This window comes from Bacillus xiamenensis (assembly GCF_001857925.1).
Taxonomy (GTDB): Bacteria; Bacillota; Bacilli; order Bacillales; family Bacillaceae; genus Bacillus; species Bacillus xiamenensis.
The window spans coordinates 1288971-1307522 of record NZ_CP017786.1 but is presented as its reverse complement, the minus strand read 5'-3'; the positions used below and the strand labels follow the sequence as shown (position 1 = coordinate 1307522).

Annotated in this window: 18 protein-coding genes; 14 read left to right on the top strand and 4 right to left on the bottom strand. The window is 43.8% G+C overall.

The window, feature by feature from the left end; genetic code table 11:
• The 9 genes from BK049_RS06490 (at position 1) to BK049_RS06445 (ending at position 10103) form a co-directional block, all read left to right on the top strand.
• Positions 1 to 597, top strand: a complete 597-nt coding sequence (locus tag BK049_RS06490) for a DUF1989 domain-containing protein (RefSeq protein ID WP_071168126.1) — start codon at positions 1 to 3, stop codon at positions 595 to 597.
• Positions 598 to 793: 196 nt separating this feature from the next.
• Complete coding sequence (gene nadE, locus BK049_RS06485) at positions 794 to 1615, top strand: ammonia-dependent NAD(+) synthetase (RefSeq protein ID WP_071168125.1); 822 nt, start codon at positions 794 to 796, stop codon at positions 1613 to 1615.
• A gap of 527 nt (positions 1616 to 2142) precedes the next feature.
• A complete protein-coding gene (locus BK049_RS06475) occupies positions 2143 to 3000 on the top strand; it encodes a citryl-CoA lyase (protein ID WP_083381096.1) in 858 nt (285 codons plus the stop codon).
• Positions 2997 to 4430: an aldehyde dehydrogenase family protein gene (locus tag BK049_RS06470; protein WP_071168123.1), complete on the top strand. Its 1434-nt coding sequence runs from the start codon at positions 2997 to 2999 to the stop codon at positions 4428 to 4430. Before BK049_RS06475 ends, BK049_RS06470 begins: the two co-directional genes overlap by 4 nt.
• A gap of 10 nt (positions 4431 to 4440) precedes the next feature.
• Positions 4441 to 5214, top strand: a complete 774-nt coding sequence (gene aroD, locus BK049_RS06465) for a type I 3-dehydroquinate dehydratase (protein WP_071169201.1) — start codon at positions 4441 to 4443, stop codon at positions 5212 to 5214.
• Between the two features lie 38 nt (positions 5215 to 5252).
• Positions 5253 to 7013, top strand: coding sequence for a thiamine pyrophosphate-binding protein (locus BK049_RS06460; protein WP_008361544.1), 1761 nt, complete (start codon positions 5253 to 5255; stop codon positions 7011 to 7013).
• Between the two features lie 23 nt (positions 7014 to 7036).
• Positions 7037 to 7417, top strand: a complete 381-nt coding sequence (locus BK049_RS06455) for a cupin domain-containing protein (protein ID WP_008361546.1) — start codon at positions 7037 to 7039, stop codon at positions 7415 to 7417.
• A gap of 124 nt (positions 7418 to 7541) precedes the next feature.
• Positions 7542 to 8744, top strand: coding sequence for a CaiB/BaiF CoA transferase family protein (locus tag BK049_RS06450; protein WP_008361548.1), 1203 nt, complete (start codon positions 7542 to 7544; stop codon positions 8742 to 8744).
• 45 nt (positions 8745 to 8789) lie between these two features.
• Positions 8790 to 10103 carry an MFS transporter gene (locus tag BK049_RS06445; RefSeq protein WP_008361550.1) on the top strand — a complete coding sequence of 438 codons (1314 nt, stop codon included), beginning with the start codon at positions 8790 to 8792 and terminating at the stop codon, positions 10101 to 10103.
• A gap of 46 nt (positions 10104 to 10149) precedes the next feature.
• Here BK049_RS06445 and BK049_RS06440 read toward each other — a convergent pair whose 3' ends face one another.
• Positions 10150 to 11511 carry a hypothetical protein gene (locus tag BK049_RS06440; protein WP_071168122.1) on the bottom strand — a complete coding sequence of 454 codons (1362 nt, stop codon included), beginning with the start codon at positions 11509 to 11511 and terminating at the stop codon, positions 10150 to 10152.
• A gap of 151 nt (positions 11512 to 11662) precedes the next feature.
• Between BK049_RS06440 and BK049_RS06435 the strand changes: the two genes are divergently transcribed.
• Together BK049_RS06435 and BK049_RS06430 are read left to right on the top strand one after the other, a co-directional pair.
• Positions 11663 to 12436: an IclR family transcriptional regulator gene (locus BK049_RS06435; protein ID WP_008361553.1), complete on the top strand. Its 774-nt coding sequence runs from the start codon at positions 11663 to 11665 to the stop codon at positions 12434 to 12436.
• An 85-nt stretch (positions 12437 to 12521) separates the two neighbouring features.
• Positions 12522 to 13079, top strand: coding sequence for a shikimate kinase (locus BK049_RS06430; RefSeq protein ID WP_071168121.1), 558 nt, complete (start codon positions 12522 to 12524; stop codon positions 13077 to 13079).
• Between the two features lie 122 nt (positions 13080 to 13201).
• Here BK049_RS06430 and BK049_RS06425 read toward each other — a convergent pair whose 3' ends face one another.
• The gene (locus BK049_RS06425; protein WP_008361557.1) at positions 13202 to 13975 is read right to left on the bottom strand and encodes a class I SAM-dependent methyltransferase; all 774 of its coding nucleotides are present in this window, start codon (positions 13973 to 13975) and stop codon (positions 13202 to 13204) included.
• Positions 13976 to 14094: 119 nt separating this feature from the next.
• On the opposite strand from BK049_RS06425, the gene BK049_RS06420 reads away from it, so the two are divergent.
• Positions 14095 to 15012 carry a LysR family transcriptional regulator gene (locus tag BK049_RS06420; RefSeq protein WP_008361558.1) on the top strand — a complete coding sequence of 306 codons (918 nt, stop codon included), beginning with the start codon at positions 14095 to 14097 and terminating at the stop codon, positions 15010 to 15012.
• A 244-nt stretch (positions 15013 to 15256) separates the two neighbouring features.
• Here the strand turns inward: BK049_RS06420 and BK049_RS06415 are convergent, their stop codons facing one another.
• Entirely contained in the window at positions 15257 to 16042 is a 786-nt protein-coding gene (locus tag BK049_RS06415; RefSeq protein WP_008359465.1) for a carbon-nitrogen family hydrolase, read from the bottom strand.
• Positions 16043 to 16309: 267 nt separating this feature from the next.
• Here BK049_RS06415 and BK049_RS06410 point away from each other — a divergent pair, with 267 nt between their 5' ends.
• Positions 16310 to 17266: an acetylxylan esterase gene (locus BK049_RS06410; protein WP_071168120.1), complete on the top strand. Its 957-nt coding sequence runs from the start codon at positions 16310 to 16312 to the stop codon at positions 17264 to 17266.
• Positions 17267 to 17304: 38 nt separating this feature from the next.
• Here BK049_RS06410 and BK049_RS06405 read toward each other — a convergent pair whose 3' ends face one another.
• On the bottom strand, positions 17305 to 17619 hold the full coding sequence (locus BK049_RS06405; protein ID WP_008359470.1) for a hypothetical protein: 315 nt from the start codon (positions 17617 to 17619) through the stop codon (positions 17305 to 17307).
• Positions 17620 to 17679: 60 nt separating this feature from the next.
• On the opposite strand from BK049_RS06405, the gene BK049_RS06400 reads away from it, so the two are divergent.
• Complete coding sequence (locus BK049_RS06400) at positions 17680 to 18483, top strand: nucleotidyltransferase domain-containing protein (protein ID WP_083381095.1); 804 nt, start codon at positions 17680 to 17682, stop codon at positions 18481 to 18483.
• Positions 18484 to 18552 lie beyond the last annotated feature (69 nt).

Below are 18552 nucleotides of genomic sequence, written 5' to 3'. Positions count from 1 at the left end.
ATGAACGGAGAATACGTGATTTTCCCAAAGGATGGACAAGGCTTTCGTTTAGGAAAAGGCCAATGTATGCGAGTGGTTGATGTCGAAGGTCAGCAAGTAGCAGATGTGATGGCGTATCATGAGAAGGATTTCTATGAAAGATTTGATCAGGGCGCAACAATGGACAGCCTGTTCTCTTCCAAGGTGAAAAAGGGAGATAAGCTTTATTCTAATTTATATAAACCGATGTTTACGGTCATTGAAGATACAGTGGAATGCCATGATTTATATATGCCTGCCTGCCGGCAAGAAATGTATCAGCTCTTATATGGCCGGACGCACCTAGAGGTCATGCATACTTGCTATGATAATCTGCGGACGGCCTTTGAGCCATTTGGTATTCCGAAGGAGGATATGTATTATCCTTTTAACGTCTTTATGAATACAGTCATTGATGAAAAAGGAAAGCTGTCTGTGGAGGTGCCAAAATCGCTACCCGGTGATTACATTCGCCTGCGTGCAGAAATGGATCTCATTGTCGCGGTGTCCGCCTGCCCTGCTGACATTGGGAAGTGTAACGGTTCAAGTTGTACATCCATACGGGTGGAAATTGATTAAAAAGGACAGACCAGTTATAAAAGACTTGGTCTCTTTCCTTTGTGAATGTTTGATCATTTAAGAAAAAGGGGAACGTCTAAAAAATATCCTTTATGAAAACATGGTATAATAAAGTGTCTAAAATCGTTGTCAAACCAAATGAATTGAGAGTAAAACCTGTTCTCTTCATGTAGAGGATGCTTAGGAGGAAAAGTGTATGAGTTTGCAGAAAAAGATCAGCCAAGAGTTGCATGTGCAGCCCTCAATTGACCCAAAGCAGGAGATCGAAAAACGGGTTGGATTTCTAAAGGATTACTTGAAAAAGACTGGTGCAAAAGGATTCGTCCTCGGCATTAGCGGTGGGCAGGATTCAACGCTTGCAGGCCGCCTCGCTCAGCTGGCAGTAGAAGAGCTGCGCCAAGAGGGAAAAGAAGATGCCGTCTTTATTGCGGTGCGTCTCCCGCATGGCACGCAGCAGGATGAAGACGATGCGCAGCTGGCTCTATCATTTATTCAGCCGGACAAGTCTTGGAAATATGATATAGCGCCTGCCGTGACGGCATTTAGTGATCAATATCAAAAGGAAACAGGCGGCCCGCTGTCTGATTTTAATAAAGGCAATGTCAAAGCACGCATGAGAATGATCGCACAGTATGCCGTCGGTGGACAGGAAGGCTTACTTGTCATTGGGACAGATCATGCTGCTGAAGCTGTGACTGGCTTCTTCACAAAGTATGGTGATGGCGGTGCAGATGTTTTGCCGCTCACAGGTCTGACAAAACGCCAAGGCCGGTCTTTGCTGGAAGCTCTTCAAGCACCTGAACGTCTATACTTAAAGAAACCAACAGCCGACCTGCTGGATGAAAAACCTCAGCAAACGGATGAAACAGAACTTGGTATTACGTACAATGAAATTGATGATTACTTAGAAGGAAAACCTGTTTCAGCTCAAGCAGCAGAAGCGATTGAAAAGCGCTATGTACAATCAGAACATAAACGCCAAGTACCGGCTTCAATGTTTGATGACTGGTGGAAATAAAAAAGAATCCTCTCCAGAAATGGAGAGGATTTCAGCGTGTAGACAAACCCTCGCATTCTTTGTCAGTCCTGCGTGCCGGTGCTCACGAATGTCAAATTCGCTCCGCTCCGGTACTCGTCCTTCCTAGACTGCAAAGGTTTTCTATCACGCTGAAAAGAAGACAAAGGGCTAAAATAAAGATCATTTTAGCCCTTTGTCAACAATCTGGAATCCTCTCCAGAAATGGAGAGGATTTTTTATGTGGAAATTTCATCTGAATTTGACAGGCGGAATGAAAAATGGTTCAGTAAATTAGTAGAACGATCTACATAAGTCTGTTTGACTAAATAAAGGATAATAGAATAAAAAATGGGTGGAATAATTAGTTCGATTCACTTAATTTCTGACCAAATGACAGTATTTTCAGAAAAAATGATTGACGATAAAAACGAATGCGCTTACAATAAAGTCACATTCCAAAAAGTGAAATCAAATTCCACTGTATGGAATAAAAGGAGTGGTTCATCTCCAAATAAGAGGCTAAAGGAATGATTCACACAATGAAAAATCGAAGTGCGCTGGAAATATACAAAGAAGGAGGCGCTTGGTGGGAGACGGAGATTAGTCATATTGAGAAAAATTCAATTGAGCTTCGAGGGTATCCAATTGAAGAGCTTATTGGTGAATTGTCGTATCCGCAAATGCTCTATTTACTGCTTGTTGGTGAATTACTGGATGATTCGAAAGCGGCTCTTTTTGAAAGTGTTCTTGTCGCAGGTGCGGACCATGGACCAAGAGCACCGTCTATTGCAGCGGCCAGAATGGCAGTTACGTGCGGCATTTCGTTTAATTCCTCTGTTGCAACAGGGGTGAATCTATTAGGTGATATTCATGGCGGAGCCGGTGAAAAGGCGATGCGTATGTTATACGAGGCCAAAGCGGTCTACGATGATCACAAGGATATCAAGTCTGCTGCAAAGCAAGTGTGTCAGACGTGGTTAGCCCGCAAGGAAAAAATTCCAGGAATCGGTCACCAGCTGCATGATGATGATCCGAGGGTGAGACGGTTATATGAGCTAAGTCAGTCATATGTGCAGCAAGGGCATATCAGTGGAACATATTTACGGTTAGCCGAGGCCATTAGACATGAACTTGAACAACTAAAAGGGAAAAAAATAACGATGAACATAGATGGTGTATCTGCTGCGATTCAATGTGAATTAAGCATTCCAGCTGGAGCGGCAAAAGGCATCTTTTCCTTATCGAGAGGAATGGGCATCGTGGCGCATGCATATGAAGAGCTGACAAAGGGAGCCCTCGTGAAAGGCCCTTGTCCAAATGAAGAAAAACTGGTTCGTTATGCGGGGGTTGGAACGCGTCACTTGAAGGAGGGTGAGAGAATTTGAGTGAATTGAAAGCGTTATCATATATAAACGGCGAATGGCTGGATGCAAATCATGTCAAAGAAGACATCATCAATCCATACTCTGGGGAGATCATCGGTGCATCCTATCTAGCATCATCAGAAGATATTGAACAGGCACTTTCTATTGCACAGCAAGCTAAAAAACAAATAGCAGGGATGTCGGCATTAGAACGCTCAACGCTGCTAACAAAAGCAGCCACCTTGCTGGAAGAACAAAAAGAGCATTTTGCAAAACTCATTTCTTTAGAATTAGGCAAACCGCTTAAAAATACAAGAGATGAAGTCTCACGATCAATTGAAACGATGGCGCTGTCAGCCCAAGAAGCCAATCGATTAATAGGTGAGACCATTCCTGGCAATGTATCTTCCCGTGGACAGGAAGCCATGGCGATGACATTTAAAGTGCCGGTTGGAGTTGTGCTGGCGATTACCCCTTTTAATGCACCGCTCAACTTAATTTGTCACAAAGTCGGTCCAGCCTTTGCGGCAGGGAATGCCATTATTTTAAAGCCAGCACCGCAAACATCAGCTGTTGCCACAGCATTTGTTAAACTGCTGCTCGAAGCAGGATTTCCTGAGAAAGCCCTCCAGCTTGTGATTGGGGGAGTAGATGCAGGGAGACAGTTAGTCACTGATGAAAGAACCAATCTGATCTCTTTTACCGGCGGAGCGGCTGGCGGAGAGCATATTTCAAACTCTGCTGGATTAAAAAAAGTTCTGCTGGAGCTTGGAGGAAATGGAGCGACGATTGTTCATCATGATGCAGATATTGAGAAAGCCGCATCTCTTTGTGCAAAGACGGGCTTTAGCAACTCTGGTCAAAGCTGTATTTCTGTACAAAGAATTTATGTCCACAAGCACATTTTGCCGTCATTTATTGAATCATTAAAACAAAAAGTGGAGCAGCTTGTCGTTGGAGATCCGCTGTCTAGTGAGAGTGATATTGGCTGTATGGTGGATGTACAAGCAGCGAAGCGTGTTGAGGCTTGGATACAAGAGGCAGAGAAAATGGGTGCTCAGCTTTTATCTGGAGGATTAAGAAAGGGAGCAAGCATCACACCAGCTATTTTGCTGAATCCGCCGAAACAAGCCAAGGTCGTCTGTGAAGAAGTGTTTGGTCCAGTTGTCTGCGTTCTCCCGTACGAGGAGCTGAATGAGGCCATCAAAGAAGCAAACGATAGTCGATATGGTCTGCAAGCAGGCATCTTTACGAACCAGATGGATGTTGCGTTACACGCAGCAAAAGAGCTTGAAACTGGCGGCGTTGTAATCAATGGGACATCGAATTTTAGACTTGATCACTGGCCATATGGCGGAATTAAGCGAAGCGGTATTGGAAGAGAAGGGCCGCGTTTCGCTATCGAAGAGATGACCGAAACCAAAATGGTCGTGCTTCCAAATGGCCTATGAAAAGGAGCAGATGGATGTGAATGCATTTCAGCACAAGCTAAAAGACGTGCAGGCAGGCAGTCAGCCGATGATTTGTACACCGCTAATAGGACAAACAAAGGAAGAATTGTTTCATGAGGTCGAGGTGTTAGTCGAGAAGAAGCCTGATGTGATTGAGTGGCGAGCGGATTTTTTCACACACCTCAATGACAAGGAACAAGTAATAGAAACCCTTAAAGGAATGGTAGAAAAGGCAAATAAAATCCCATTTTTATTTACCATCCGCTCTGAAAAGGAGGGTGGTGAAAGCATATCACTCTCAGAAGAGGAGAAGGTGTCTCTGCTTGTCGAGCTTTGTTCCACTCAGCTTGTGGACGCGATTGATTATGAGTTGATGCATGATGTGACACATATGCAGCAAGTCAGTCAGGCGGCTAAAAGGAATGGGATCACCTTGATTGTGTCATATCACGATTTCCATCGTACCCCTGAGGTGGATCGCCTTGTACAAATATTCACCAATGCAGAATCAGTCGGCGCCGACATCGCAAAGATCGCTGTCATGCCGCATTCGTATGAGGATGCATTAAATCTGCTTTCGGCGACCAACTATGCGCAAAAACGACTGTCGATTCCAGTCATTTCGATGGCGATGGGAGAGCATGGGGCCTTCACCAGAATGGTTGGTGGACTGTTTGGGTCTGTCATGACCTTTGCCGTGGGGAAAGAAAGTTCAGCTCCCGGACAAGTAGCGATTCAAGATTTGAATACCGTTCTATCTGTTGTGTTTTCAAAGAATAAGTGAGTAGCAGATTCATAGCTGCACCGTGAGAGGAGAGAAACATGAAGAAGAATATTTCTACACAGGTCATTCAGTATTTAGAAAATCGGGGAGTCGAGCATATTTTCGGTCTCTGTGGCCATACGAATATTGCTTTTTTATCAGCTCTTGAAAAAAGCCGTATTCAATTTGTGAATGTCAGACATGAACAGATAGCGGCACATGCAGCAGACGGTTATGCACGAGCAAAGAAACAGACGGCTGTTGTTCTTAGTCATTTAGGTCCTGGACTCACCAATGCGGCAACAGGTGTCGCAAATGCAGCACTTGATTCCATTCCAATGGTTGTCATTGCAGGGGATGTCCCAAGTCATTACTACGGAAAGCACCCACACCAAGAAATCAATCTTCATTCCGATGCTTCTCAATACGAAATTTATAGACCGTTTGTGAAAAGGGCATGGCGTGTCGACATTCCAGAATTATTTCCAGAGATATTATCAAAAGCATTTCAGTTAGCTGAAAGCGGACGTCCCGGTCCTGTGCTGATTTCTGTTCCGATGGATGTGTTCTCAAAAGACTTAGATGTGTCCCTATTTGAACAAATCGAGCATCATACACACACCATTGAAAAACCTTCCATTGATGATCATACAGCAAATCGTATATTAGATCGATTGCTGCAGGCGGAAAAACCGCTCTTATATGTAGGGGGAGGCATTTTACTAGCAGATGCTGCGGAAGAGTTAAAGACATTCTCTGACCATTTGAGCATCCCTGTTGCCCATTCTTTGATGGGGAAAGGGGCGATGCCGGATGATCATCCAATGACCTTGGGGATGACAGGTTTTTGGGGAACAAAATTTATCAATGATCAGTGTAAAGAGGCGGACTATATATTGGCTTTAGGCACTCGCTTTGCTGAAGCGGATGCAAGTTCGTGGGAATCGGAGTATACGTTTAATTTCTCATCAACCAAGCTCATTCATATTGACATTGATCCGAATGAAATTGGACGAAACTATCCTGTTGAAATTGGGGCTGTAGCAGATCTCAAGCAGGCGCTGACCGTACTAAATCGTGTGGCGAAAGAAAGACTGCCAGAAGGTCTGGATCGACCTGAATTGAAAAAAGAAATTGCGGCATACCGTGATGAATTTCAAAAGAGCAATCTGACGAATATTCAAGACGAGTCCTTCCCAATGAAGCCGCAGCGTATTTTGCAGGAAGTGCGGGAAATATTGCCGCCAGATGCCTTCATTACAACAGATGTTGGCTGGAATAAAAATGGAGTGGGGCAGCAATTTCCTGTGTTGACACCAGGGACGATTTTAACGCCAGGTGGTTTTGCGACGATGGGATTTGGAGCTCCCGCCGCACTTGGAGCAAAGATTGCTCAGCCTGACCGTGTCGTTGTGTCACTCGTCGGTGATGGCGGATTCGGTCAAAATCCATCCGTTCTCGCAACAGCCATGGAAGAAAACATTCCTGTTGTATGGATTGTGATGAACAACAGTGCGTTTGGGACAATCGCCGGCTTGCAAATGGCGCACTATGAAACGACATACGGCACTGTTTTTAGAAAAGATGGAGAAAGTTATTCTCCTGATTTTGCGGCCATTGCAAGAGGTTATGGGATGAAGGGGATCAAAATCACTGCCGCTTCTGAATTCAAAGAAGCATTGGCTGAAGCAATTGCATCTCAAGAACCATGCGTCATTGATGTAGCAATGAAAAATGATCCTGTGCCGACCGATGGACATTGGAATATTAATGATATTTATTCACCAAATACAAAACGCTCACATGTCAGTGTGAATTAAACAGAACTAGGGAGGAATAAACAATGAAAATTAAAGTATTGAACCCGTTTAAAGATGGAAATCCACTATGGTTAGGTTTAGATCATCCAGAAGAGCAAATGATTCGAAAGGTGTTTCAAACCATTACACCAGATACTGTAGGATCGGAGCATATGATGGCAGGTCTTACTATTTTTGAGCCAGGAGAAGCAAGTTCGGTGCACAATCATCCAGGATCAGAGGAATTTGATTACGTGATTAAAGGATCTGGCGAAGTCATTTGTGATGGAGAAAAACAGTCCTTTAAGCAAAATGATTTTATGTTTATTCCAGACGGTGTCTCGCATCAGCATGTGAATACAGGGGATGAACCGTTATGGCTCATCTGGCTCTATACACCGCAAGGGCAGCTTCCGAAGGACTAAAAATCTGACCCCGTGAGCTCACCTTTCTAATCACCTAGGGCTTCTGGGTCACTCAAAAAGAAGACAAGGGCTAAAATAAGAAGCATTTTAGCCCTTTATCACTTGAATGAAAGGGAGTCAAGCAATGAATAAGAATACACCGCTTGAAGGAATCAAAATATTAGACGTCTCTACAATGATTGCTGCACCCTATGGCGCGGTGCTTCTAGGCGATTTTGGTGCGGAGGTGATCAAAGTTGAGATTCCTGGAAAAGGGGATACACTGCGGCATGTCGGTCCTTTTGCGGATGGTGAACCGCTGAGATGGTCAGGTCTCTCAAGGAATAAGAAATCACTTACACTGGATCTGCACAAAGAAGAAGCAAAAGACATTTTTAAAAAGCTTGCAGCGCAGGTTGATGTCATTATTGAAAATTTTCGTCCAGGAACACTTGAAAAATGGGACGTTGGGTACGATGTATTAAAGGAAATCAACCCTCGTTTAATTATGATTCGAGTATCGGGCTATGGGCAGACCGGCCCGTTTAAGGATAAGGCTGGGTTTGGAACACCTGCGACGGCGTTTAGCGGCTTTACATATATTCAAGGGTTTCCAGATCGACATCCAGTCAGCCCTTCCTTTTCTCTCACGGATTACATTGCAGGAATCTATGTGGCGTTTGCTACTGTGACAGCGATGTATTACCGGGATACGCATCCAGAAGGAACGGGGCAAATGGTGGATTTGGCACTCTATGAATCTGTGTTCCGTATGCTAGAATTCTTGATTGCAGAATATGATAAGCTTGGAAAGGTGCGTGAGCGTTCACCAGGTCTAAGTGGTCATTCAAGTCCTGCCGGCACTTACGAAACAAAGGACGGGCATTATTTGGTCCTTGTGACGAGTACGGATTCGACCTTCAATCGTTTGGCAGAGGCGATGAATCGGTTAGATTTACTAGAGAATGAGAAATTCTCTGTGAATGCAGCCCGGCTGAAACATAACGATGAAATGGATGCTATCGTCTCTCAATGGATTGCGTCTAAAACAAGGGATGAGGTATTAGCCATTCTAGATAAACACGGCGTGCCTGTGAGTCCGATCCTGAGCATTCGGGATATCTTTGAGCATCCGCAATTTAAAGCACGAGAGAATATTGTCGAGGTGCATCACCCTCGTCTTGGCAAAGTGAAAGTACCTGGCATCATTCCGAAGTTTGAAAAAACACCTGGTCGTATCCGGCATATTGCGCCTGATTTAGGTGAACATAATTATGAGATTTTAACGAAAATGCTTGGCTTAACAGAAGAAGAATGTAAACAGTTAGAAGAAAAAGGGGTCATTTAAGACGCTCAACCGATCCGCACGCTGCGGAAACAAAGGAGGATGGTTATGAAAGTGCATTCAGAACTGAAGGGGAACGAATTGCAGCCCAATTATATGAAACCAACGAAAGCCCGTTTTGGTATATTGATTCTGTTGTTTTTTATTACCGCTATTAATTATATTGATCGAGCCAGTGTGTCCATTGTTGCACCTGCTATTCAATCTTCATTGCAGTTAAATCCTGCTTTATTAGGATTAATCTTTTCGGCATTTAGCTGGACATATACCGCGATGCAAATACCAGGCGGTTTTATTCTCGATAAATTTGGCTCAAAGGTAACATATGGGATATCACTTATTACTTGGTCTATTTTCACAGGTTTACAGGCGTTTGCGAACAGTTTTGCCTTTTTATTCGGCTGCCGTTTGTTTATTGGGATTACAGAATCTCCTGCATTTCCTGCGAATAACCGCATTGTGACAACATGGTTTCCAAGACGAGAACGGGCATTTGCTACAGGTGTTTATACCGCTGGAGAGTATGTGGGTCTTGCATTTGCGACACCTCTTCTTTTTTGGATCATGACGACTTTCGACTGGAGAACCGTCTTTATTACTGCAGGTGCGCTCGGTATCATATTTGCTTTCTTTTGGTACAAGTATTATCACGAACCGAAGGAACATCCGAAGGTTAATGAAGATGAGTTAGAATTGATCCGTCAAGGCGAAGGGCTGACAGTAGCATCACAGGAGAAGCTGAAATGGGCAGACTTTGCCGCTCTTTTAAAATATCGTAAATTGATCGGACTCTATATTGGTCAATTTTCTGTTGCGTCCACTCTCTTTTTCTTTTTAACATGGTTTCCGACCTATTTAGCAGAAGCGAAAAATATGGCGTTTCTTAAGGTAGGTTTTGCCGCATCTCTTCCATACATCGCAGCATTCTTTGGGGTACTGTTTGGTGGTTATGTTTCTGACTGGCTGCTCAAGAGGGGTGTCTCGGTCAATGTGGCGAGAAAGCTGCCCGTTGTGGTCGGCTTGCTTCTGACAAGTACGATTGTTTTGGCGAATTTTACAACGAGTATTCCACTTGTGCTGACCATTTTATCCATCGCCTCCTTCGCACAAGGGCTGTCAAATATCTCATGGACCATGCTGTCTGAGGTGGCTCCGAGAGAGATGGTTGGACTGGCTGGCGGCGTATTTAACTTTTTTGCTAATTTATCCGGCATCATCACGCCGCTGATTATCGGTCTCATTGTATCAGCGACAGGCTCATACAACGGCGGTATTTTATTTGTCAGCCTGGTAGCATTAGGCGGGGCGATGTCGTACATCTTTATCGTAGGTAAGATTGAACGCATTCAATTAAAACCATAATGACAAACATAAAGAGAACTCATCCTAGATAGATGAGTTCTCTTTTCTATGAATAAAAGATCATGGTGATGACTGTTGCACATGCGATGCCCATACTGATATAAAAGCCGGCAAACCAGATATTCCAACGAGTGATACGGTAAGGATTGACCTTCATCAAATCGGCTAATAGGGAGACCGAAACATTAAATGGACTAAACATAACAGTTGATGTTCCAGCGATAATGAGCATGATGGCAATAGGAAGGGCAGGCAGTTCATGGATGACAGGTGCCAGCATGCTCACTAACAAAGCGAGTGAGACGAGCGGGTGAAAACCGCAAAGAGCGGTGATCAGAAAATACAACCCAATGACACAATAAACCCAGATGGCATGGTCTGATATACTGACAATAAATGCTTGAATCGGCTGCATACTGTTTGTGGCGAGCAGCATATCGACAAAGAAACCAGCACTTAAAAATAGACACATATAATTGGAGAGCTGACGGGTTCGCTCCTTCCAATGAGGAACAGAGACAGCGACATATTGTTTCCGTTTTTTGATGACCGTTGAAAAGAGTAAAGCAAATGGAATAATCGTCAGCACAACAGCGAATAAATAACCTTTTCCAATCCAGGCATCGACAAGCGAGACGACTGTGATAAAACTTAGCAGCATGAAAGCGAGCTGAAGGGTTTTTCGCTTGATTCTCTTAGGATTGGTATGCGTTTCTTCTGAATGGATGATGTTTGGCAATCGCTTGCTTTGACGAGAAAAGAGCAGCCAATCCGTCAACAGCACAACCACCATTAAACAAAAGGTAACGGGTGCAATTTGATAATATTTCAATTGGGTGGCATCAATGGTGACACTCACCAGCACTTCAACAGGACTCCAGCTTAGACAGAGCGCATATGACCTTAAGAGGTTTCGCGTATAAAGCTGCTGTTTAACTTTCTCTTTCAGGGCGTCCAGCGACGGTTTCAAGGATGTATATAGCAAGGGAATGGTTGCGATATTTAAAAACATGCCAAGAATATGAGTGACGAACGAACTCTTGCGATAAAGCTGATTTGAACTCGTTGTATGCAGGGTAAGCAGTTTATTTAATTGTGTATCGAAATGTCCAACATGTATGAGAGAATGAATAAATGGCAGCATGAAAAATAAAGAAAGCAAGCCTAGCATGGAATGAAAATGAAGAAAAAACGTGTGAAAAGGCTGGTCAGACAAGAAGAATAATACCAAGCCAATTAAGAGAAACATAGCACCTGTTTTTAAATAAAGCCCATTAGCCTTCTTAAACGAAATGGTGAGCGAAGCAGCAGCCAGCAGACCAACAATATAGGAAAGTATGGGAGCAGGGAACAGTTGATGAACGATGTATAAGCTAATAAGAAGTGTATAAATGAATAGGTATATCATGATATCTATATCTCCTCCATCAAAAACCATCTATTTATCTTATTCCGTCTAATGGAATTTGTTTTCTTTTAATGGAACATTTAAAATGGATTATAGCAAAATTGCTCATTCATGTCGATAAGAAATCAAAAGGGAAAAGGAGAAAGTAAACATGGCTGATAAGAAGGTAAAAGAAGAATCAGGACTGCGTACTGTTCAGCGCGCTCTGGATATTCTTTATTGTTTTAGCGAAGAACGTCAAGAGCTGACGCTAACGGACATTTCAAAAGAGATGAATTTAGCAATGTCTACTACGACGAGACTGCTCAAGGCACTTGAAATGAATCATTTTGTAGAAAAGAATCAAGATACACTGAAGTATCGGCTCGGTCAAAGACTGTATCTTCTCGGTTACATTGCTGGGAAGTCCATCAAATTGAGAGAACTGGCAAAGCCGCTGATGTACACACTTCGTGACGAAACAAAGGAAACCGTCAACTTGTACGTGCTGGATCAGACAAGCAGGGTATGTATTGAACAAGCGGAAGGCCTTCAATCTATTCGTCATCTTGTCAAGATCGGCGAGAAGCTACCGTTATACGCAGGTGCCGGCGGAAAGGTACTGCTTGCCTTCCAAAGTGAAGAATTTCAGCAACAAGTGTTTGCATCTGAGGCTGATCACGTGACGAGGGAGGACTGGCAAAAGGAATGTGCGCATATTCTGAAGACATATACTGCTAGCAGTATTGATGAACGGGAGGTCGGATCTGCGGCAGTGGCGGCACCGATCTTTAACATTCATGGCGAGGTGAAGGCATGTTTATCCATCTCTGGACCTACCCATCGATTTACCGAGGACGTCATTCCTCAGCTGCAACAAAAAGTGAAGGAGCATGCCCAGAAGCTCTCCGAACAGCTTGGTTACGTCGTCAAACACAATTTTTAAGAATGCCTATCTTTTCACAGCCCATTTATCATATAATAGAAACATTATGTAGCATTCCTTGTCGTAAGGAGGACGTGTCACGAACATGAAAAACAATAGAGAAATCCCTGTGAGACAGCGAAATATTGTCCTCATTGGCTTTATGGGTGTTGGGAAAACAACCATTGGACAGATGGTTGCCAAAAAGTTATATAGAGATTTTATTGATGTCGATCAGGAGATTGAAAAAAAGTACAACATGACGATTCCAGAAATGTTTCAGCAAAAGGGAGAAGCTTTCTTCAGGCAGGCTGAAAAGGAATATATCGTCGATTTATGTGAACATACTCAGCTGAAGATCGTGTCCCTAGGGGGCGGTGCGTTCAAACAGGAAGAAATCAAACGAGCCTGCTTGAAGCATTGTACGGTTCTTTTCCTTGATTTATCTTGGGAGAATTGGAAGCAGCGGTTGGATATTTTAATCGAAAACCGTCCTGTTCTTCATAACCGCACGATTGACGAGATGAAAGAGCTGTTTGAAGAACGCCGGGAAATTTATGCCCTTCATAACTCAAGAGTTGAAACAGATCATCTAGAGGCAGAGGAAGTCGCCAATTATATTGTCGACACACTTAAACTTGGCTGGGATTTATACTCGAAATAAAAAGTCTACCGTTTAGGGGACGGGACTGACCCCATAAGATGAGACAGATCAAAAACACCTTCAAGTTTGAAAACGGATCGTTGTGATCCGAAATAAAACATGGAGGTGTTTTTTCTATAGCATCACTGTTTGATTCCTTGCAGGAGTGCGGCTTTTAAGCAGAGGGAGGTGGGCTGATGATATTCATCGAATTGAAGTTGAAACAGCTGTTTCGTTTCAGGGTCTGCGGCTTGAAGATGGGAAACGATCTCCTTTTGAACACTCTCTGGTGTACGTCCACGCTTGATCCAGTCCTGATAATCAATCTGCAGGTCCCAGTAGTGAATATCTTCTTTAGTCAGATGGTTGTCAGCGAACAGCTCTTTCCATTCTGATAGCGAGCTTTCACGAACATGAGAAGGGTCCCTCAATCGGTTTAAGTGGTTAATAAATTCATCCTGTGCTCGGTTTTCAGGTGCATAATGGTCTACAAGAAGAAATTTGCCGCCTTTTTTTAAGACACGGCTGATTTCAGACATAGACGCTCGGAGGTTTGGAAAGTGGTGAGCAGCAAATCGGCATGTCACGAGGTCAAATGATGCTTCTGAGAAAGGCAATGCTTCTGCTCCTGCCTGCTGAAACGTAATATGGTCCAAATGGCGTTCTTTTGCTAGTGCTTCTGCCACCTCGATCATTTTGTGCGTGACATCAATGCCAATTCCTTTAGAGATGATGTCTGAAAAGGAAAAAACGGTATGCCCTGCCCCGCTGCCGATATCAAGTAAATGCTCATGACCTTTCGTATTTGCTATCACTTTCATCCATTCTAGCTCTTCTCCTGCTGCAAATATGGGTGAATCTCGGTAGTTCTCTGCATTTTGTGAGAATTGTGTCTCGGCCTTAGAATATGGATTCATTCCTTTTCCCCCTTTTTGTTGTCTACTTTATCGTAGAATTCTTCCGGTTATTTGTCTAAGACATAAAAGATATGATATGAATAGATAAAACCTATGAGGTGAGAAAAGTGGATATACGAATGATGGAATATGTCATTGAAGTGTACCGCCAGCAAAGTTTCACAAAAGCGGCGGAAAACCTTCATATTGCCCAGCCTTCTTTAAGTCAACAAATTAAAAAGCTGGAAGAGAAATTAGACACGCCGTTATTTATTCGGAAGTACGGACAAGTGACCCCAACACCTCAAGGAACTCGATTGATCAAAAGAGCTGAGAACATTTTGAAGGAACGTAATGATTTGCTGCGTGAGATGGAGGAAGCATCTTATGAGGTAGGGAAAGAACTGATGATCGGAGCACCTGCTGTCACAGGAGGATATGTCCTGCCGGGTGTATTAAAAACCTTCTGTAAAACATATCCCCATGTACACGTTCATTTGATAGAAGAATCACCTCGTGAGCTAGAAAGGCTTTTGCTGGCTGGGAAATTGGATTTGGCTATTTTATCTCTGCCTGTCGAGCACGAACAATTGAAAACGAAACAAATGCTGACAGAGCCGCTCCTTCTCGCAGTTCCGCAAGCTGCCGAACCTTGGTTAGGCAAGGAATTGAACGACATCATCCATCAAGCTGACCAGAAAGGAATCGGTGGTGAAGCCGTTCCGTTTCACCTTCTTGAAGGCGTCCCATTCATTATGCTGAAGGAGGGGTATGGCTTTCGGAAAGTGGTCACAGAACTGTGTCGTCATCATGGCTTTCGGCCAAGGATTGCATTTGAAACCAGTCATATTCAAACGGCTCAGGCCTTGGTTAAAAACGAACTAGGCGTGACGGTTGTGCCGAAAATGGTGGCAAAAGAGGAAAGAGGCCAAGTGATCTACTTACCAATTGAGTCATGTCCAACCCGCACGCTTGTGTTTGCATATGTGGAAGAAAGGTATGTAACGAAAGCCGCTCAAGCATTAATGGACCTTTATCAGAGTAGAGGAGAAGCTTAAACAAACGTTTAATCAAACACAAAAAGCAGGGGAGCGCCCTGCTTTAAGATTGTGGACAAGGGGCTAAAATGATCTTTATTTTAGCCCTTTGTCTTCTTTTCAGCGTGACCTGAAAACCTTTGCAGTCTAGGAAGGACGAGTACCGGAGCGGAGCGAATTTAAGATTCGTGAGCACCGGCACGCAGGACTGACAAAGAATGCGAGGGTTTGTCTACACGCTGAAAGCAGGGGAGTGCCCTGCTTTCTAATATAAGTCCAGACGCTGATCCGTCATGACAGGAATTTGTTGTCTCACTTCATCTACCAGCTGAAGATCAATATCTGCATAATAGATGTCTTCGTCATCATTTGTCTCAAGCAGTATACGGCCGAGCGGGTCTATCACCATGGAGTGTCCAGGGAATTCAGTGTCTCTGCTTGTGCCCGTCCGGTTGACCGCAATCATAAACGACTGGTTCTCAATGGCTCTTGCGATGAGCAGGCTGCGCCAATGGTCGACTCTGGCTGACGGCCATTGGGCGGTATTGATGAGCACCTTTGCCCCTTTGTTTACAAGTGTTCTGGAAAGCTGCGGGAAGCGGAGGTCATAGCAGATCATGGCACCGATCTTTATATGTTCATCATAGTCAAATAAACCGAGCTGATCACCAGCGGTTAAATAGTTGTGCTCATCCATTAAGCGGAATAAATGAATTTTATCATAATCTAATACACGATCACCTTGGCGGTTAAACACATACATCGTGTTGGTGATGTCTTGATTTTCAGTACGCTTATTCAATACACTTCCTGCGATGAGATACACTTGATGCTTTCGGGCAAAGTTAGAGAAGAGCTGTTTTGTGCGTTCTCCGTTTACGTCGGCAAGCTGCTCCGCCTGTTCCAGCGCATATCCGGTATTCCACATTTCGGGTAAAATGATCAGGTCAGGCTGTTGGCGGATCGCTTCTTCTAAAAACGCTTCTGCTTTCTTAAAGTTCACATCAGGCTCTCCAATTTGAACGTCCATTTGGATAAGGGCGATTTTCATGACGGTTCCTCCTTAATTTGTTTGCATGCAAAGTAAAAATCCATGAATGCTCCACTTCATGAATGGATGGATAGATAGACTGATTCTGCCTGAGAGCGTCTAGGCTTCAAGTCAGTTTCTTTATCATAAAGGTTTATACCATCTTTGCCAATAGAAATGTCAGAAGGTTTCGTCTATATTAGTAGAAGAGAGTGAAAATCGCTTTCTTAGGAAAGAAATCAGTGATATGATACATATAACTAATAAAACAAAGGGGAATAGTAGGATATGCAATTGTTCGATTTACCACTAGAAGAGCTAAAAGAATATAAACCAAAGAAAACAGCACGCCCTGATTTCTCTCACTTTTGGAAAACGTCGCTTGAAGAACTGCGTCAAGTGGAAGCAGAAGTAACCCTTGAACCTTACGACTATCCTGTAAAAGGGGTCAAAGTATACCGCCTGACGTATCAAAGCTTTGGACAATCTCGTGTTGAAGGCTGGTATGCCGTACCTGATCAAACGGGTCCGCATCCTGCGCTCGTTCGATTTCATGGCTATAACGGAAGCTATGACGGCGGTATTCATGACATTGTCAACTGGGCGCTGCATGGCTATGCGACATTCGGTATGCTTGTCCGCGGTCAAGGCGGCAGTGAAGATACGTCAGTAACACCAGGCGGTCAAGCATTGGGGTGGATGACAAAAGGCATTTTATCGAAGGATACCTACTATTATCGCGGTGTTTATTTAGACGCGGTTCGTGCACTTGAAGTCATTCAGTTCTTCCCTGAAGTGGATGAACACCGTATCGGCGTCATCGGCGGAAGTCAGGGGGGTGCATTAGCGATCGCCGCCGCAGCCCTTTCAGACATTCCGAAGGTCGTTGTGGCTGATTACCCTTATTTATCAAATTTTGAGCGTGCAGTCGATGTAGCCTTAGAGCAGCCTTATTTAGAAATCAATTCATACTTCCGAAGAAACAGTGATCCAGAAGCCGAAGAAAAGGTATTTGAGACATTAAGCTATTTTGATTTAATCAATTTAGCCGGATGGGTGAAACAGCCCACATTGATGGCGATCGGCCTGATTGATAGAGTAACTCCGCCATCTACTGTGTTTGCGGCATACAATCACTTAGAAACAGATAAAGAGCTGAAGGTGTACCGATATTTTGGTCACGAATTTATCCCGGCTTTTCAAACGGAGAAGCTGTCCTTTTTACAAAAGCATTTGCTGATCTAAAAGAACAAAGAGGCCGCTCAAGCTGAGGGCCTCTTTGTTTAATAACTCGTGTTCTGTCTTGTTTTTTCATCAGGCACTAATGCAGTAATGATGAGGACAAGAGCTGTGATGATATGAAGGATGAATCCGAGAATCGGAATCCAGGCGAGGCAGGATGTCACAATTCCGATGATACTCCCAATCATTGGTCCTTGGTCTCGCTTCGATAAGACGAGTGTGATAATATGCAGAATAAGCATGACCATGAGCGGTGTATAGCCATTGCTGATAACAAATAGTCCTCCAATCACTGGGATGGCAAGGCAGGCTTCAAAAATTCCAGTTATCCATTTCATGATGCGAGATATAGACATGAGGTCCAACTCCTTTTTCATATATGTCTTATTCGTATTTTCCCAAAAGGTGAAGAAGTCATGCAGAATTCTATAGAAAGAGTTGATGGACACTTGAGAGAAAGAATTAAGGAAGAGCTGAAAATCATCGAAGAAACGTATGACGTCAAGATTTGTCTCGCCGTTGAATCGGGCAGCAGGGCATGGGGATTTCCTTCAACTGACAGTGATTATGATGTTCGGTTTATCTATGTTCCTCGGAAGGAATGGTATTGGTCGATGGAAGAACATCGTGATGTGATCGAGCTGCCCATTGACGATGCGCTTGATATTAGCGGCTGGGAGCTGCGAAAGGCGCTACGTTTATTCAATCAATCGAATCCATCCATTATCGAATGGCTGTCTTCTGACATCATCTATGCTGAATCCTTCTCTTTGGCCAAGCAGCTGAGAGAATTAAAAGATCGAGCCTTTTATCCAGCAGCATTGATGTATCATTACCTCAATATGGCGAAGCGAAATGAAAGCCGGCATTTACGAGGAGAGCAGGTGCGAATTAAGAAATATTTCTATGTGCTTCGTCCGCTGCTTGCCTGTCAATGGATTGAACGCTACCGGACGGTTCCGCCTATGGACTTTCATGAACTGCTCAAGGAGCTTGTGGAGGATGGACCACTTTTAGCTGAAATTCATGAGCTGCTCAAACGCAAAATGGACGGAGAAGAAATGGATTTAGAGGACCGCCTTGTGCATGTCCACCCATTTATCGACAAAGAGCTAGCTCGTTTTCATGAATTGGTGAAAAGCTACAATCAGCCGAAAGACGATCTCACTGAAGAATTAAATGAGTTATTGCAGTCTACCCTTGATGAGGTGTGGGCGTAAGCGTGGAAGAGCCAGCCGGTTAGCGGCAGGCTCTTTTTGATCTCGTATTGTGATAAAACCACAAAAAAA

Bases quoted from the DNA above. Each gene is read 5' to 3' on its own strand.
- BK049_RS06490 (WP_071168126.1), top strand. From the start codon at position 1: ATGAACGGAGAATACGTGATTTTCCCAAAGGATGGACAAGGCTTTCGT.
- nadE (WP_071168125.1), top strand. From the start codon at position 794: ATGAGTTTGCAGAAAAAGATCAGCCAAGAGTTGCATGTGCAGCCCTCA.
- BK049_RS06475 (WP_083381096.1), top strand. From the start codon at position 2,143: ATGATTCACACAATGAAAAATCGAAGTGCGCTGGAAATATACAAAGAA.
- aroD (WP_071169201.1), top strand. From the start codon at position 4,441: ATGGATGTGAATGCATTTCAGCACAAGCTAAAAGACGTGCAGGCAGGC.
- BK049_RS06460 (WP_008361544.1), top strand. From the start codon at position 5,253: ATGAAGAAGAATATTTCTACACAGGTCATTCAGTATTTAGAAAATCGG.
- BK049_RS06455 (WP_008361546.1), top strand. From the start codon at position 7,037: ATGAAAATTAAAGTATTGAACCCGTTTAAAGATGGAAATCCACTATGG.
- BK049_RS06450 (WP_008361548.1), top strand. From the start codon at position 7,542: ATGAATAAGAATACACCGCTTGAAGGAATCAAAATATTAGACGTCTCT.
- BK049_RS06445 (WP_008361550.1), top strand. From the start codon at position 8,790: ATGAAAGTGCATTCAGAACTGAAGGGGAACGAATTGCAGCCCAATTAT.
- BK049_RS06440 (WP_071168122.1), bottom strand. From the start codon at position 11,511: ATGATATACCTATTCATTTATACACTTCTTATTAGCTTATACATCGTT.
- BK049_RS06435 (WP_008361553.1), top strand. From the start codon at position 11,663: ATGGCTGATAAGAAGGTAAAAGAAGAATCAGGACTGCGTACTGTTCAG.
- BK049_RS06430 (WP_071168121.1), top strand. From the start codon at position 12,522: ATGAAAAACAATAGAGAAATCCCTGTGAGACAGCGAAATATTGTCCTC.
- BK049_RS06425 (WP_008361557.1), bottom strand. From the start codon at position 13,975: ATGAATCCATATTCTAAGGCCGAGACACAATTCTCACAAAATGCAGAG.
- BK049_RS06420 (WP_008361558.1), top strand. From the start codon at position 14,095: ATGATGGAATATGTCATTGAAGTGTACCGCCAGCAAAGTTTCACAAAA.
- BK049_RS06415 (WP_008359465.1), bottom strand. From the start codon at position 16,042: ATGAAAATCGCCCTTATCCAAATGGACGTTCAAATTGGAGAGCCTGAT.
- BK049_RS06410 (WP_071168120.1), top strand. From the start codon at position 16,310: ATGCAATTGTTCGATTTACCACTAGAAGAGCTAAAAGAATATAAACCA.
- BK049_RS06405 (WP_008359470.1), bottom strand. From the start codon at position 17,619: ATGTCTATATCTCGCATCATGAAATGGATAACTGGAATTTTTGAAGCC.
- BK049_RS06400 (WP_083381095.1), top strand. From the start codon at position 17,680: ATGCAGAATTCTATAGAAAGAGTTGATGGACACTTGAGAGAAAGAATT.